We start from the raw sequence: 16,569 nt of genomic DNA on the forward strand, positions 1-16,569 counted from the left end.
TGCGGTATTGGTGTAAAAATATCAACGATCGCCCAAAACAAATTGTTCGATCGCAGCCGCCACCCCGTCTTCCTCCACATCCGGTGCCACCCAATCAGCAGCAGCCTTCACCCCATCAGGAGCATTGCCCATCGCCACGCCCAAACCCGCGTAGGCAATCATTTCTAAATCGTTAAAATTGTCGCCTATTGCCATCACATTCGCCGCTTGCAAACCCAAAAGTTCCTCCGCTAAATACTGCACGGCATCTCCCTTATTCGCCGAAGGATGCGTAGCTTCAAAAAAAGTAGCAACGGATCGAGTCAAATAAAGCTCAGCAGGCGTGTAGCGCAGCCGCATACTGCTGAGCAACCCGTCGAGTACCCCCGGATTCTCGCACAAAGCCAAAACTTTCGTCGGTTCCCCCGGAATATCTCGCCGCAAATCTTTAATCACAATTGGTTCAATGCCGGATCTTTGGGCATAAATTCGGGTAGCCTCGGTAATTTCCGGCACGTAAAGTTGGTCGTCAATGTAGAAATGGATCGAAAGGAGCGGTCGCAAATCCGGTTCTTCAAAATAATCTAACAGTTGCAGAGCAGTTTGTTTCGACAGCGGCAAGTGCCGCAGCCGCTTTTGAGTAGCTTGATCTTGAATCCACGCGCCCTGATAGCAAATCAGCGGCAATGTTGAGCCAATGTCGCGATGAAAACGCAAAGCCGATCGGTACATCCTGCCCGTAGCGATGGCCACTTTCACTCCCCGCGACTCGGCAGCCAGAATTGCCTGCTTGACGGATTTTCCGATGTCATTTGACAAACCTGCGATCGTGCCGTCGATATCCAGTACCAGTAGTTTAATCTCTGCGGTGCCAAAAGCGCGATCGGTCGCAGTCGCTGGATTTGAAGCAGTTATATTCTGCATGATTGTTTTTAGATTTTAGCTGTTGATTTGCCTGCACCAGTTTATTTTGGCACTGCCGGGATAGCAAAGTGTGCCTTCGGATTTTTTGAAGACTAAGATATATAAGTAAGTAAGCGCAAAAATCAATAATATCGAGGATGGGCCCTCCGGGGCGGGTTTAGCTAATATCACAAGATACCAGCCAGTATAGTGCTACAAAACCCGCCCTCCCCATCTAATGTTTTTTTGTAACCACTTACTTAATATCCATAAAAGCCGCCAGTTTACAGCCGTAAAAACAGCCCTCTACCTGCGTTATGTATTCCCACTTACTCAAGTAGACCACTTTCATAAAATCCTGCAACTGGAGGCAATATCTAAACCATTATGTTATCATTCATTTTCACTTCTTTAATCTCAAATCTTCAATCTCAAATCTTCAATCTCAAATCTTCAATCTCAAATCTTCAATCTCAAATCTTCAATCGGAAATTTCAAATCTCAAATCTTCAATCTTCAATCTTCAATCTTCAATCTCAAATCTCAAATCTCAAATCTAAAATCGTTATGATTACCATTCCGGGATACCGCATTGACGGAAAAATTTATACAAACTCTCACACAGCTATTTATCGAGGGATACAGCTTGAGGAACAAAAACCCGTTATCCTCAAAACTCTCACGCCACTATACCCTACCCCTGCGCAAATAGCCCAAATCCTGCACGAATCCGAAATCATTAAAAAATTAAATTTCCCAGGAATAGTCAACCTTTACAAAATAGAAAAATACAATCACTTTCCTGTTTTAGTTTTAGAAGATTTTGGCGGCATTTCCCTAAAAGACTTTCTCAGCAACAACCAGCTAGAGTTACAACAATTTCTGCAGATTGGCATAAAACTAGCAGAAACTATCGGGCAACTCCACGAACACCACATCATCCACAAAGATATTAAACCCAGCAATATTATTGTCAATATTGAGACCGGAGATGTCAAGATTGCTGATTTTGCGATCGCCTCGCTGCTACCAGGCGAAAATCAAGCCCTCAGCCATCCCAATTTACTCGAAGGAACCCTTGCCTATATGTCTCCCGAACAAACGGGACGCATGAATCGGGCGATCGACTACCGCACCGATTTTTATTCTTTAGGGGTCACTTTTTATGAAATGCTCTGTGGCAAATTGCCTTTTAATGCGATCGATCCAATGGAGTTAGTACACTGCCATATTGCGAAAAACCCAGTTTCTCCTTGTAAGAATAGAAAGCATAAAATAGAAGGTAGAATCAATCAAGCAGAAACCGAGGAGATTCCTCAAGTCGTTTCCGATCTCGTGATGAAACTACTAGCAAAAACCGCCGAAGATAGGTATCAAAGTGCTTTCGGACTGGGGTGCGACTTAAAGAAGTGTCTCGAACAACTCCAAACAACGGGCGAAATTTCTCACATCACCCTCGGAGAGCAAGATCGATCGAGTCACCTGCAAATTTCCCAAAAGCTTTACGGGCGAGAAGCCGAAGTTAATCTACTTCTCAGTGCCTTCGAGCGCATCAGGCGAGGAAATACAGAAATCGTGCTGATTTCCGGTTGTGCTGGTCTGGGAAAATCGTGGTTAGCCTATGAATTATCTAAGCCGATAGTGCGGGAAAATGGATATTTTATTGACAGCAAATTTGAGCAATTTAAGCGCGATATTCCCTACGGTTTTTTGTTCCAAGCTTTTCAAGACTTGTTGCGGCAAATCCTCACAGAAACTCCCGCTCAAGTCCAAGTTTGGAGACAAAAAATATTAAATGCTCTCGGCGGCAACTGCCAAGTAATTATTGAAGTTATTCCCGAAGTAGAACTGATTGTCGGGCCGCAACCCCCAGTGCCAGATTTAGGAGCAAATGAATCTCAAAACCGCTTTAATTTAGTATTTCAAAAATTTATCCGCGTCTTTACTCAAAAAAAACACCCTCTGGTAATATTCCTCGACAATTTGCAGTGGGTCGATTCAGCATCACTCAAGTTAATACAACTGCTAGCAACTGACCTCGAAAGTCAATACTTATTGATAATTGGAGCCTATCGAGAACAGGAAGTAGATGCAAATCATCCCGTGATGCTGACGACCGAAGCAATTAGCAAAGCAGGCGTGACTGTGAGTGCGATCGCCCTTTCGCCATTTGATATTAACAGCGTTAATCAATTCGTTGCAGACACTCTGAACTGCGCACCAGAAAAATCGCTAGCTTTAGCAGAATTGCTCTTTAAACAAACCGCAGGAAATCCATTTTTTTTGAAGCAATTTATGAAGTCTCTTTACTCAAAAAAATTGCTCCAGTTTAAATTTGAACAGTCGGAAAAAAAATTAGAGCGAGCCGAACATAACATTTCTGACTGTCCCCAAACAAGCCCAGATAGAGTAGTGAAAAAATGCCAACTTAAAGGCGAGTGGCAGTGGGATATCGAACAAATACAAGAAATGGGAATAACTGACAATGTTGTAGAATTAATGATAGATAATATTCAAAAACTTTCAGATAATACCCAGAAAATGCTCAAAATAGCCGCTTGTATCGGCAACAAATTTGATTTAGGAATTCTCTCGACTATCTGCGAAAAACCTCTCGCTTCCGCAGCAACAGACCTCTGGGAAGCACTTCAGTCCGGTCTGATTTTGCCCGTGAATAACGCCTACAAAATTCCGATAGCGCTAGCAGCAAGCACAGAATTAACAAACCAAATATCTAGAGAGTTTACAGATGAATTGTCCCTACCTGATGCTGCTGGCGCGAGTTACAAATTTTTGCACGAGCGAGTGCAGCAAGCAGCTTATGCTTTAATCTCCGATTCTCATAAACAAGAAATTCATCTCAAAATAGGCAGATTTCTGCTGCAAAATGCGCATCCAGAACAATTAGAAAAGCATATTTTTGAGACAGTCAATCAGCTAAATGCCGCCCAAAAAATTATCAGCGATGAATTAGAAAAATTTCAATTATGCCAATTAAATTTAATTGCAGGCCGCCAAGCAAAAGCAAGTGCAGCTTACGAACTAGCCGTCAAATATTTAACCGCAGGTATTGAGCTGCTTCCCCCGGAAAGTTGGCAAACTGACTACGACTTGACTCTTGCGCTCTATGAGTCAGCGGCAGAAGCAGCTTACCTAAATACGGAGTTTGAACAAATGGAAAAATGGGCAGAAATTGTCCTGCAACAAGCAAAAAATGAACTAGACAAAATCAAAGTTTTTGAAGTTAGAATCACAGCTTGTGCGATGCAAACCAAACTCCAAGAATCGGTAAAAATTGGTCGGGAAGCACTAAAAATGTTAGGAATAAACTTTCCAGAATCGCCTAGTCCTCTCCACATTCAGCAAGTATTGACCCAAACCGCAGCTTATTTTACCGAAAAAAAGATAGAAGATTTAATTAACTTGCCTGTGATGACTGAGCTGCGAAAACTAGCAACAATGCGCCTGCTTTCCAGTATGTTTTCAGCTACGTTTATAGTTGAGCCAGTGCTGCTGCCGCTGATTGTATGCGAGCAAGTTAATTTATCTATTAACTACGGAAATTCTGCTTTCTCCGCCTTCGGTTATGCTAATTACGGAGCTATTTTAAAAGGAATATTTAGAGATATTGAATCAGGCGATCGCTTCGGTCAATTAGCTTTAAAGTTGCTCGACAAATTAAATGCTGCAGAGTTTAAAAGCAAGACGCTTAATTTAGTAGCATTCATTTTGATGCACGGCAAGCATCATGTTAAAGACACTTTGCCGCTGTTAGAGGAAGCCTATCAAAGCGCACTAGAAAACGGTGATTTAGAAGGTGTCGGATATTCGGCAGTAAATATTTGTCAGTCTTTGTATTTCCTCGGTCAAGAATTGCCGCAACTAGAACAAAAAATGGCGACTTACAACCATCTGCTGTGTCAACTAAAGCAAGAGACGGTATTAACTTGGAATCAAATATATCGGCAAACAGTTTTGCAATTGATGGGAAACTTAGCAACTTCTGAAGTTTTATTAGGTGAAGCTTACAACGAAGAAAGATTGTTGCCACTGCTGTTAACAGCTAACGATCGGGTTGGACTCCAGCACTTTTATTTACAGAAATTAATCTTAGCGTATTTATTTGGAGATGTCGATCGAGCGCTAGAATATGCAGCGCAAGCCGAAGTTTATTTAGACGGAGTGGCGGGCTTTATTAATGTTCCTGAATACCATTTTTACGATGCTCTCGTGCGACTAGCAGCATATTCATCTGCCACAAAAGAAGAACAAGAAGAGCATCTTTTTTACGCAACAGGTAACAGAAAAAAATTGCAAAAAAAAGCGCTTTTTGCCCCTATGAACCTTCAGCACAAGTGCGACTTAATCACCGCAGAAAAAGCGCGAGTCTTGGGCAATATTGTGAGAGCAATGGAATATTACGACTCCGCAATTCAAGGCGCACAAGAAAACGGATACATACAGGTACAAGCACTTGCAGCAGAATTGGCAGGAGCATTTTATCTATCCATAGGGCGATCAAAAATTGCTAAGACTTACTTGATAGAGGCACGTTATTGCTATCAGCGCTGGGGAGCCAAAGCCAAGGTAGCGCATTTAGAATCACAATACTCGCAGTTGCTAACTTCAGCCTTGATTTCAACTAATATCGAAACTCACAAATCTATCAGCAGCGCTTCCACGACCAGCAGCAGTGCAGGCGCGCTAGATTTGACAACAGCAGTCAAAGCATCGCAAGCCTTAGCTGGCGAAATAGTTCTAGACAAACTGCTGGCAAAAATGATGAAAATTGTTATTGAAAATGCCGGGGCGCAAAGAGGCTTTTTAATACTACAAAAATCCGGCCAATTGGTGATTGAAGCATCAGGATCTGTAGATGTCGATCGCGTTGCTGTCATGCAATCAATTCCGATAGATTTTGTAGCAGAGGAGCGAGAAGTAACTTTGCTGGCAGTTGCAGTTGTCAACTATGTCGCTCGTACCCAGGAAAGCGTAGTTTTAAACGATGCCGCCCGCGAAGGACAATTTACTCGCACACCCTATATAATTGCCGTTCAACCTAAATCAATTCTTTGCACTCCTTTAATCAATCAAGGTCAACTCAGCGGCATTCTATATTTAGAAAACAATCTGACTACAGGCGCTTTTACGCCAGACAGGTTAGAAATATTAAAACTGCTGTCTTCTCAAATTTCTATCTCGATCGAAAACGCTCAACTTTACGCCAATTTGCACCAATTTAATCATAATCTTGAAAATTTAGTACAGCAGCGTACCTCCGAGCTATCCCAAACTTTAGAAGACCTAAAATCGGCTCAAAATAAACTGGTAGAATCGGAAAAAATGGCCGCCCTCGGAGGGTTGGTTGCAGGTGTTGCCCACGAAATCAATACTCCAATCGGTATCGGCATCACAGCCGCTTCTCTGCTCGCTGAAAAAGCCACAAAATTTTTTGAGCTTTACACCAATGGCCAAATTAAACGCTCTGAGTTAGAAAAGTTTCTGGATACCGCCATGCAAAGCAGTAATATGATCTTATCGAACCTCACGCGGGCGGCAGACTTGATTCACAGTTTTAAAGAAGTCGCAGTAGATCAGTCGAGCGAACTCAAACGCACGTTTAACTTAAAAAACTATCTAGAGGAAATTTTGACATCCTTAAGTGCCAAACTCAAAAGAACTAAACACAAAATAGAGATTAAGTGCGATGAAAATATTTTACTGAACAGTTACCCTGGCGTGCTGTGTCAAATAGTCACAAATCTGGTGTTGAATTCCCTAATTCACGCTTACGATAGAGAAGACGAAGGAATTCTGACCTTTGATTTCAAACTAGAGGGCGATCGGCTAATATTTGAATATTCCGATAACGGCAAAGGAATTGCCCCAGAAAATCTCAGTAAAATTTTTGAACCGTTTTTTACCACCAAAAGAGGTCAGGGCGGTACCGGATTGGGACTGCACATTATTTATAACCTTGTTACTCAAAAACTCAACTGCACAATTCGCTGCGAAAGTCAAGTAAAAAGAGGCACAAAATTTATGATTGAATTTCCCGCTAAAATGAGCAGTTAGTTATTAGGCCGCCAACATGAATATAAGTTTTATTTAGGAGAACGATAAATGTCAGAAGCTAGTAAAAACCTGTTGGCTGCGGGCGATGACGAATTAATCGCGGCGGGCGACGATGAATTAATATTTGCCGAGGAAGACGAGGCGGAACAAAAACCGCTTGAAGAAAGTTGGAAAATATTAATTGTCGATGATGAAATAGAAATTCATAATATTACTAAACTAGCCTTGAACGATTTTAAGTTTGAAGGTAAAAGTATAACATTTATCAGCGCTTACTCAGGAAAAGAGGCTAAAGAAATAATCCAAAATAACTACGACATAGCATTGATTTTACTCGATGTAGTTATGGAAACAGAAGAAGCAGGCTTGGAAGTAGTTAAATACATCCGCGATATTTTAAATAATCAAGTAGTGCGAATTATTTTACGCACTGGACAGCCCGGACAAGTACCAGAAGATGTAGTAATTGTCAGCTACGATATCAATGATTACAAAACCAAAACAGAACTTACTAACAAAAAATTATTTACCACAGTAGTCACCGCACTGAGAGCATTTAGATCGCTCAATCAAATCGAGTCCAGCAAAAGCGAACTCGAAAAAATAGCCACCGCATCAGCCCGTTTTGTACCGCGTGAATTTTTGAAATTTCTCAAAAGAGAAAGCATCGTTGATGCCAGACTAGGAGACTCTGTACAAGCAGAAATGACGATTATGTTTGCCGATATTCGCTCATTTACAAGTCTGTCCGAAAGTATGTCTCCCCGAGAAAACTTTGAATTTCTTAACTCTTACTTAAGCCGAGTTGGCCCAGTTATCCGCGAGTACAACGGTTTTATAGATAAATACATTGGTGACGGGATTATGGCTTTGTTTCCTAACAGGGCTGAAGATGCTGTGCAAGCAGCAATTGAGATGCAGCAGCAAGTGAAAATTTATAACAGACACAGGCAAAACAGTGGCTATCAACCTATTTCGATAGGGATTGGCTTGCATACGGGGACTTTAATGTTAGGTACGATTGGCGAAGCGGAACGAATGGAAAGTACGGTAATTTCTGATGCCGTTAATTTAGCTTCCCGCGTGGAAGGATTGACAAAGCTTTATGGAGTTGCTATTGTAGCTAGCGTCCAAACCCTTTGCCGGATAGACGATCCTCAACATTACAAGTGTCGGTTTCTCGATCGCGTTCAAGTCAAAGGAAAACAAACACCTGTTGCTGTATTTGAAATTTACGATGGCGACTCGGCGGCAATGATCGAACTAAAAGCACAAACTCAAACTTATTTTGAACAGGGAATTTTTTTTCACTACCAGCAGCAATTCGCGCAAGCAAGGCAAATGTTTCTGCGCGTTTTGCAAGTCAACAAGTATGATAAGGCAGCAGCTTTTTATGCAGAACGCTGCGATATGTTGATGAAGAATGCGGTCATTATGACTCTGGAAGGAATTGAAATTTAATTAAGGGGTAATAGGTTCTGGGTAATTGATAATTGGTAATTAGTAGTTTTTCTTTCTTCCCTCGAACCTCTTGCTTCTCCCTTATGCGCTTAAAATCCCTTGATGTTTTTCGCGGAATTGCGATCGCCTCCATGATTTTAGTCAACAACCCCGGCAGTTGGAAACACATTTACTGGCCGCTAGAACACGCAGAATGGCACGGCTGCACTCCCACAGACTTAGTATTTCCGTTTTTCCTGTTCATCGTTGGCTGCGCGATGTCCTTTTCCCTGTCAAAATATACCCAAACTCCTACAAAAATAAACACCAATATTTACTGGCGAATTGCGCGCCGCGCCGCTATTCTGTTTGTATTAGGATTGCTGCTAAACACATCTTCGATCGCCCTTGACGTACTTCTCAACAGCGCCCCAGTGGAAAACTTCGGTAAAATCCGCATCATGGGAGTATTGCAGCGCATCGGCTTAGCTTATTTTATCAGTGCGATCGCCATTCTCAACCTTTCCCCGCGCAATCAAAAACTGCTCGCTGTTGCCGTGCTTTTCGGCTATTGGGGTGCATTAACCGTATTTGCTGTAGGGGGGTACACTGCCGGCGAACTCACGCCAGAAGGAAATTTAGGAGGATATGTCGATCGGCTAATTCTCGGTAGCCAACACCTGTACAAAGGCGGCCCCTTCGACCCCGAAGGATTGTTGAGCACCTTACCCGCAGTTGTAACAGTCCTGATCGGCTACTTTACAGGAGAATGGCTGCGAGTACAGCAAATCAAAACCCGCACCAGTATCAACTTAGCAATCTGCGGCCTCAGTTGCGTGGTAATCGGCCACTTGTGGGGATTTTTATTTCCGATCAACAAACAACTTTGGACAAGTTCCTATGTAGTTTTTACTGCTGGTTGGGCGTTGCTATTGCTAGCAGCTTGCTACGAAACAATTGAAGTGCGAGGTTGGAAATGGGGGAAGCCGTTTGAAATCATGGGAGTGAATGCAATTTTCCTGTTTGTTGCTTCCGGTATAGTTGCCAGAATCCTGTTGAAAACCCATATCGGCAGCGGTGAAAATGTTTCAACTACCTACACTTGGATTTATGAAAACTGGTTTGTGCCGTGGGCGGGGCCGCTCAATGGTTCCCTAGCATTTGCCGTGAGTGCAGTATTATTTTGGTGGTTAATTTTGTATGGAATGTACCGCCGTGGTTGGGCGATTAAAATTTGAGTAATCAGCAATAAGTAAGCCTGCCTAAAAAAACAGAATAACCAGATACCCAGATACCGGACTTCTTCAAGAAGTCCGGTATCTAAAAGCTAGTCGGTCTTGACATCCACAGCCTGGGGCGGTTAACGTTTGAAAAAACTGTTTCAATGTTGGAAGGGAAAGTGCAATGAACGACTTCTTAGATAGCTTGATCTGTAGGCAGACATTTGATACACAAGCTCTGATGAATTCTCACCCACCAAAATTTTACCACCCTAATAAGAAGCTCGTTTATGACATTTGTTGTCCACCTGGATGCACTCATCGGGGTCAATTAGCGTTTTCCCGATGGTACGCAATGCCATTTCCAGAATATTTTTCTCCTCTCGAACATCAGACCGATCTTTCTGAGCGAAAGGGATATTTTGAGTACGAGCCATCCCAAGATAGCACTCAGATGGAGTGGTATCTCAATTTCGCTCATCACAATCTTTTTTGTGCTTATGGTGGTTCGCTATTTGCCCAAGATGAAATGCAGGTAGCCGAACATCCATCACTCAGTTCACTGCGAGAAGCTTTACTAGATTCTAACATTAAGCCATTGACAGTTGAGAGCGAACAACCTACACCGATTCTGATTCGTGGGGTGGAACGGAGGTGTGCAATTTCTACCGATCGCAATCCAGAACAAGGGCGACCTTTTGGTCTTTACGGCAACAACTTTGGACGAGCTACATCAGATGCGATCGGACAAGCTACAAAACCTCTAAACCCGCCTACAATCACAAACATCATTGCGATAGAAGCTCCTTCCTATGGCGAGGGTTCTTATAGGAGTGCAGAAATTGAATACATCCTGAAAACAGCCTTTACTGGATTTTCAGCAGCACGAATTGAGTCACATTTAGAGTTTTCTAAAGCACCCAGTTTGATTATTCATACAGGGTTTTGGGGATGCGGAGCTTATGGTGGTAATCGTGTCCTGATGGCTCTTTTGCAACTCCTGTCGGCTCGTCTTAGTCAAGTGAATTGTCTCGTCTTTCATACGAGTGATGCTATGGGTAGTGAAGATCTTGCAAGGGCTCAACAAATACTCGATCGCGATTTAGTACCTGATAATTCACCCGTTAAAGTTTCAGCTTTAATAGAAAAGATTCATGCGATGGAATTCCAGTGGGGATTTAGCGATGGAAACTAACAGGCTATTCGAGCCAAGTGATACCTGGACTGAGGAAGATTGTCTCGATGTCACAACCTTTTCTTTGCAATACGCAGTTACTATCGTTGATCGCGACCCCGAAATTTTAGGGGAACTCCTGTTTTTATCGCCACTCCCGTCCCGATGAAGACTGTGCTTGATTGTCTCGAAGCTGGTGATTGGCTAAATGAGTTTCAAAGGCTTTTTTCCTAGTGTCAGCCGCGATCGAGCGATTTCAGTTGTCGCAATGATACGATCGCCACATAACAACATTTAACGTTTATTGATGTCCGCTTCCTCAACATCGATCGCCCTTTGATCGGAAATCCGATCGCACACGCGCCACAACTTCCACAAATTACCGCCCCAACCCCGCCCAGGTCAAGGATTTCGCCTATTTCTCCCTCGCACGCCACCGATCGCTAACTATAACTGAGCCCTAATCGCTAAAATTAAAAAAAGATACGTAATAGGCAGGCCCGGTCAATGATCCCAACAGTTATAGAACAATCCGGTCGCGGCGAACGCGCCTTTGACATTTACTCGCGACTCCTGCGCGATCGCATCGTCTTCTTGGGTCAACAGGTTGACTCTGACTTGGCTAACCTGATCGTTGCCCAATTGCTATTTTTAGACGCCGAAGACCCCGAGAAAGATATTTACCTGTATCTCAACTCCCCTGGGGGTTCGGTGACAGCAGGTATGGGCATTTTTGACACGATGAACCACATCCGCCCCGATGTTTGCACCATTTGTCTCGGTTTGGCAGCCAGCATGGGCGCTTTTCTGTTGAGTGCCGGCGCTAAAGGCAAGCGGATGAGTTTGCCTCACTCCCGGATTATGATCCACCAACCTCTAGGCGGAGCTCAAGGACAAGCAACCGATATTGAAATTCAGGCAAAAGAGATTTTGTACCACAAACGCCGCCTGAACGAACATCTTGCCAACCATACCGGTCAGCCGCTTTCCCGCATTGAAGAAGATACCGAACGGGATTTCTTCATGTCCGCTGAAGAAGCAAAGGACTACGGATTAGTCGATCAAGTGATCGATCGCCGTCCTTCCGCTAGCCGCCCGATCGCCGCTGTCGTCTAAATGAAAAGTTAAAAATCAAAAATGAAGAATATTTCCTCATTTTTGATTTTTAATTTTTAACAGTCATATAGCAGTTTTCAGTGGAGTGAATTACAGATGCTGGGGCGCAGGAAACGGCACAGTGTCCCGTGTTCCTACTGTATTTCATACAATTGAAAACTGCTATATGTAGCTTTTTCTAAAAAACATCACACCTAGAAACTCTACATAATTACTAGGGCAAAGATTCGAGATATTGCAGGAAGTCGAACAATTCTTCTCGATTTAAGAAGTGCCGCGCTTCTTTGCCGTAACCTTGTTTGAGATAATCTTTTCCTTGGTTGGGAGTCCAGCCCAACCGCTTGATTTCCTCAGTGGTTCTGCTGTAGATTTCCAGATATTCTAGAAAATCTACTAACTGTTCGCTAGAAAGCTCTCTCTGCGACGACTTGCCGTAATTTTGTTCGAGACAGTCGCTTTCCTGTTTTTTCTTCCATTGCAGGCGTTTGAGGATGGCGTCTATTTGGGCGATCGTATCAGAATTATCCTCGATCGCATCGCTCGGGATTCCCACTGCGATCGGTTGCAATTCCCTGACTTCGGCCGCACTCTGTAGCAGTTCACTTGGGCTAGCAGTCGGCACATCCAGTTCCGCGATCGGTTCGCCGTAGCTGGAAGAAAGCCAAGCGTCCGAGTCTAACTGCTTCGGTACAAATCCAGTAGCCTCCGCCCGATCGACCGTTGGCGGCAGCGGTTCCGGTACAGGTGCGATCGGCTCTTCATTTAATTTCGCTTCGGTATTGACAAAATTGCTTTTATGTGGTATTGAAACTTTGTCGACAACAGGCATTTCTAGAACAGGAAGAGGAGCAAGAGCAGGCGGAACAGGAACGGGAACAGCAGCAGGAGGGGGAACGGGAACAGCAGCAGGAGGGGGAACGGGAACAGCAGCAACCGGAACACTTGTCGGCGGAACAGGAACCGGAACAGCAGCAACCGGAGCAACCGGAGCAACCGGAGCCGGAGAAACACTCGCGATCGCACTCGCGGGATCGCCAAATCCGAGGACAGCGAACGATCGCAACCGGGCGCGGTCTTCAGCATCCTCAACAGACTCAGCAGCCGACATAGCCGTAGCAAGAGTTTTGCCGTCAACCTGAACCAGACAGCGAACAACAAACTTACCGTGATGAACAGTCAGCAACTCACAGATTAACTGTCCAGCGGGATAAAGGGCGCGAAATTCAGCAAACATAATTTTTTGACCCCGAAACCAGGAGGGGCTTATCACTTAAGTGTAGTACAGCCCAAAGAAAACAATTTTCTGAAAGCACATATTCAACATACAATAAATTAAAGGTGAGTCATCCGCGCAACCTTTCACGCCACTAAACCCCATCCCACATCCAGCGGTTTAAGCTAACAAGCATCGGGCGTCATTTCTATCTATAGGAGATGACACAGCAACTAAGCAAAAGTAGTAAAAGTCTCCGGTTTTGTGTACCTTGCACTTTCTACAGCACAGATTGCTCCCGACCCGCTCGTTGCACCTCCGTCCGCAAGGGCAGATCGCGTGCAAAAAACAGGGGCATCGCAGCAGCGAGCTACTAGCAATTTTGCCTTGAGCCGGTAAATTCTTTGCTAAAGCAAGAAGCAAGAGGCACTTCAAAAGGCAGAAGGAACAAGGCAGAAGGAACAAGGCAGAAGGAAGAAATGCAAATTTTCTCCCTCTCCATCTCTCCATCGGCTCATCCTCGACTCAAGCCGTCGCTTTCAGTATCGAGCCATCTTTTAAGAACCGACAGGGGCTTTCTAATTCGCGAAGTGCTCGGCGCTGCTGACCTAAAAGCAAACAAACCAACGCTAAAAAATTGTATTGGGGAATAGCGTGCGGGACAGTTTTCTGCACCGTCAGCCGTCAGTTCAAGACAGACAGCAGACAATTAGCACGAAGCCCGTGTCGGGAGAGAAGCTCAAAAAATCCTCGCGCTCAAACAAGGTGGCTGTGCTCGCGTCTCCACCTATTAACCCGCGCATTTGTTGGGAAGCAGGCACTGCGAGGGCCCTAGGGAGTGCGGCTGATTTCGCCAAAATTAGACTAATTGCTGGAAACAAGAGGATCGATCGCTACATGGAATTTTCTATCGCTGCACTGCTGGCAAATTTTACAGAAGACAAATTAGTGGCCCCTAAAGCATTGGAGAAAAAACTCGACTGCAACGACGCCACCAGTCAACTCAAACTTCAAATCGCATTAGAAGCTCTAGAGAAAATTGGCATATTAGTCAAAGACAAAGGTCGCTATCGCCGAGTAGCTGAAGACGACGTAGTAGAAGCAAAACTGCGCTGTTCGAGCAAAGGATTTTGCTTTGCAATTCAAGACGCCGAAGGCTCAGAAGACGTTTACGTGCGGGAAAGTCACCTCTCGACAGCTTGGAATGGCGATCGAGTCTTAGTCAAAATCATCAAAGAAGGTAGCCGCCGCCGATCGCCCGAAGGCGAAGTCATGCTCATCCTCGAACGCGCCAACCCCTCGGTACTCGCGCGAGTCAAGCAAACCGCCACCCCCACCGGCCGCGTCAGCTACAGAGCAATTCCCCTGGACGATCGCCTGTTGTTTGAACTAGACTTGCTCGCAAACGGCACAAATCTCCAAGAGGCGATCGACCACCTAGTACACGTCGAAGTCAAACGCTACCCCCTCGGCACTCATCGGCCAGTCGGCAAAGTAGTACAGGTACTAGGTTCCGACGCCGAAGCCGCTGACGACCTCGACATCGTATGCTGCAAACACGACTTGCCGCGATCGTTCCCCGCCGCCGTCATCAAAGCAGCCGAAAACTTGCCCAGCAAAGTCAAAAAAACCGACATCAAAAAACGGCTAGACTTGCGTAACATCCTGACAGTTACCTTCAGCAAAAACGAACCGGGAACAACCAACAGCGAAAACGATGCCCCTCAAGCTGAGCAGGAAAATCTCTCCGAAGGAGCAGCCGAAAACGAGTTTGACCCGACATCATTCCTCTCCGATCCGCCAGTGGAACGCGCTTTGTCGATCGAAACCCTGAAGCCCGGCCGCTGGCAAATAGGAATCCACATCAGCGACGCCGCCGAGTACGTGCAGCCAGAAACCCCGATCGACCGCGAAGCCCGCAAGCGAGGCACCGCCGCCCATCTGGGAGACAAAATCATCGCCGTACTGCCAGAAATCCTCAACGAGCGCTGCTCTCTGCTGCCAGATACCGAACGGCTGGCCTTCAGCATACTGCTCACCCTAGACGAATCAGGAGAACTCCTAGAATACGAAATTCAAACCAGCGTCATTCAAATTGACTACCACCTCACCTACCAGCAAGCTCAAGCAATTCTCGAACCAGGCGATGCCGAAGAGCACCCTTTATCATCCGCCCTCCGTCCTTTCCTAGATCAAATGGGGGCCGCCTCACAGGCAGCCAGACAGGCAAGGCTCAAGCGGGGAGCTTTTGAACTAAACTTGCCCGACGCTAACTCTCACTTCGACGACGAAGGCGAATTAGGAGCTTTTGCAACGGCTCCCCCCGCCCAGTCGGCTGTCTCCGAGTTGGTGGTACTCGCCAACCAAGCTGTCGCCACCCACCTGCAAGCCTTGGGAGTCCCAGCAATCTACCGCGTCCAGCCGATGCCAGACCCGGCAGACATTCAAGAGTTCATCAAACTCTCGAACAACCTCGGAGGCGAACTGTATCTCGAAACCGAAGAAGAAGTTCTCCCCTTTGACTTTCAGCGATTTACCCAGCAGTTTGCCGGCTTGAAGTCCGAAAGAGTTCTCACCTACCTGCTAGAAGACACGATGAAGCCCGCTGTTTACAGCACAACTCCCAAGCCGCACTTCGGTTTGGCGCTGTCAGAGGGTTACACGCGCTGCACTTCGCCGCTTTCCCGCTACGCCGATTTGCTGGTGCTGCGGGTGTTGCAAGCGGTGTTCGAGCAAGGGCGCAGCAGCCGCACAACACGGGCTAAGGAAAAAGTTGACTTGCACCATTCCTCCTGTCACGGTCAAATTACTTGGAACGTTCTCCCCCCAGACTTGCACCACGAATTTGAGACAGAGTTTGCATCGGCCGTGGTACACCTGACCGAACGCGAAAGGGTTGCTGAGGATGCCGAAAGCGATTTGCAGGGATTAAAGAAAACGGGATTGATGAAAGAGCGCACCGGTCAAACTTTCCAGGGTTTGATTACAGGCGTGCAGTCTTACGGTTTCTTTGTGGAAATTGAGGTGCGGCCGCCGGAGAGCGACATCTTGCGTGTTGAGGGATTGGTTCACGTTTCTTCGCTGAAGGATGATTGGTACGAATATCGATCGCGCCAGCAAACTCTGGTGGGCCGCAAAAACCGCAATCAGTACCGTTTGGGCGATCGGGTAGAAGTTCAAGTCAAGAGTGTTGACTACTACCGCCAGCAAATTGATTTAGTTGCAGTTGGCGGTGGCAGCCAAGCTTTTGATGATGATGAATAATCCGTTGACTGTTGACTGTTGACAGTTAACTTTTCTCAATACTTAGTTGTCATTGTCGGGCAACTAAGTATTGAGAAGTGGGCTGCCAACTATACTCAGCAATTATCAATCATTGGTAACAAGTTAGAAAGGAGTAGATTTTGTCAATACCTCTTGGGATAGAAATATTATGGAATAATAATGAT

Annotated in this window: 10 protein-coding genes; 7 read left to right on the plus strand and 3 right to left on the minus strand. The window is 45.3% G+C overall.

Features of this window, described 5'->3' with window-relative positions; all coding sequences use genetic code 11:
• Positions 1–21: 21 nt before the first annotated feature.
• Entirely contained in the window at positions 22–903 is an 882-nt protein-coding gene (locus tag QUA54_RS28560; RefSeq protein ID WP_333417766.1) for a Cof-type HAD-IIB family hydrolase, read from the minus strand.
• Positions 904–1,449: 546 nt separating this feature from the next.
• On the opposite strand from QUA54_RS28560, the gene QUA54_RS28565 reads away from it, so the two are divergent.
• The 4 genes from QUA54_RS28565 to QUA54_RS28580 all read left to right on the plus strand — a co-directional run bounded on the left by QUA54_RS28565 (position 1,450) and on the right by QUA54_RS28580 (position 10,812).
• Positions 1,450–6,957 (plus strand): ATP-binding sensor histidine kinase, encoded by a 5,508-nt coding sequence (locus QUA54_RS28565; protein WP_333417768.1) that lies wholly within the window; start codon positions 1,450–1,452, stop codon positions 6,955–6,957.
• 48 nt (positions 6,958–7,005) lie between these two features.
• Positions 7,006–8,418, plus strand: a complete 1,413-nt coding sequence (locus tag QUA54_RS28570; protein WP_333417770.1) for an adenylate/guanylate cyclase domain-containing protein — start codon at positions 7,006–7,008, stop codon at positions 8,416–8,418.
• Positions 8,419–8,501: 83 nt separating this feature from the next.
• Positions 8,502–9,635 carry a heparan-alpha-glucosaminide N-acetyltransferase domain-containing protein gene (locus QUA54_RS28575; protein ID WP_333417772.1) on the plus strand — a complete coding sequence of 378 codons (1,134 nt, stop codon included), beginning with the start codon at positions 8,502–8,504 and terminating at the stop codon, positions 9,633–9,635.
• Positions 9,636–9,972: 337 nt separating this feature from the next.
• A complete protein-coding gene (locus QUA54_RS28580) occupies positions 9,973–10,812 on the plus strand; it encodes a hypothetical protein (RefSeq protein WP_333417774.1) in 840 nt (279 codons plus the stop codon).
• Positions 10,813–11,027: 215 nt separating this feature from the next.
• On the opposite strand, the gene QUA54_RS28585 is transcribed toward QUA54_RS28580, so the two are convergent.
• Positions 11,028–11,228 carry a hypothetical protein gene (locus QUA54_RS28585; RefSeq protein ID WP_333417776.1) on the minus strand — a complete coding sequence of 67 codons (201 nt, stop codon included), beginning with the start codon at positions 11,226–11,228 and terminating at the stop codon, positions 11,028–11,030.
• Positions 11,229–11,274: 46 nt separating this feature from the next.
• On the opposite strand from QUA54_RS28585, the gene clpP reads away from it, so the two are divergent.
• Positions 11,275–11,907 (plus strand): ATP-dependent Clp endopeptidase proteolytic subunit ClpP, encoded by a 633-nt coding sequence (gene clpP, locus QUA54_RS28590; protein WP_333190783.1) that lies wholly within the window; start codon positions 11,275–11,277, stop codon positions 11,905–11,907.
• A 214-nt stretch (positions 11,908–12,121) separates the two neighbouring features.
• On the opposite strand, the gene QUA54_RS28595 is transcribed toward clpP, so the two are convergent.
• Positions 12,122–13,141: a hypothetical protein gene (locus tag QUA54_RS28595; protein ID WP_333417778.1), complete on the minus strand. Its 1,020-nt coding sequence runs from the start codon at positions 13,139–13,141 to the stop codon at positions 12,122–12,124.
• A 383-nt stretch (positions 13,142–13,524) separates the two neighbouring features.
• On the opposite strand from QUA54_RS28595, the gene QUA54_RS28600 reads away from it, so the two are divergent.
• Both QUA54_RS28600 and QUA54_RS28605 read left to right on the plus strand, forming a co-directional pair.
• Positions 13,525–13,773, plus strand: a complete 249-nt coding sequence (locus tag QUA54_RS28600; RefSeq protein ID WP_216670489.1) for a hypothetical protein — start codon at positions 13,525–13,527, stop codon at positions 13,771–13,773.
• Between the two features lie 244 nt (positions 13,774–14,017).
• Positions 14,018–16,384 (plus strand): ribonuclease R family protein, encoded by a 2,367-nt coding sequence (locus tag QUA54_RS28605; protein ID WP_333417782.1) that lies wholly within the window; start codon positions 14,018–14,020, stop codon positions 16,382–16,384.
• Positions 16,385–16,569: the final 185 nt, after the last annotated feature.

Source organism: Microcoleus sp. MOSTC5, assembly GCF_036701825.1.
GTDB classification, from domain to species: domain Bacteria; phylum Cyanobacteriota; class Cyanobacteriia; order Cyanobacteriales; family Microcoleaceae; genus Microcoleus; species Microcoleus asticus.

What these genes read in the sequence shown, in the direction of transcription:
- QUA54_RS28560 (WP_333417766.1), bottom strand. Translation starts at nt 903, where the DNA reads ATGCAGAATATAACTGCTTCAAATCCAGCGACTGCGACCGATCGCGCT.
- QUA54_RS28575 (WP_333417772.1), top strand. Translation starts at nt 8,502, where the DNA reads ATGCGCTTAAAATCCCTTGATGTTTTTCGCGGAATTGCGATCGCCTCC.
- QUA54_RS28605 (WP_333417782.1), top strand. Translation starts at nt 14,018, where the DNA reads ATGGAATTTTCTATCGCTGCACTGCTGGCAAATTTTACAGAAGACAAA.
- QUA54_RS28565 (WP_333417768.1), top strand. Translation starts at nt 1,450, where the DNA reads ATGATTACCATTCCGGGATACCGCATTGACGGAAAAATTTATACAAAC.
- QUA54_RS28595 (WP_333417778.1), bottom strand. Translation starts at nt 13,141, where the DNA reads ATGTTTGCTGAATTTCGCGCCCTTTATCCCGCTGGACAGTTAATCTGT.
- QUA54_RS28570 (WP_333417770.1), top strand. Translation starts at nt 7,006, where the DNA reads ATGTCAGAAGCTAGTAAAAACCTGTTGGCTGCGGGCGATGACGAATTA.
- QUA54_RS28580 (WP_333417774.1), top strand. Translation starts at nt 9,973, where the DNA reads ATGCCATTTCCAGAATATTTTTCTCCTCTCGAACATCAGACCGATCTT.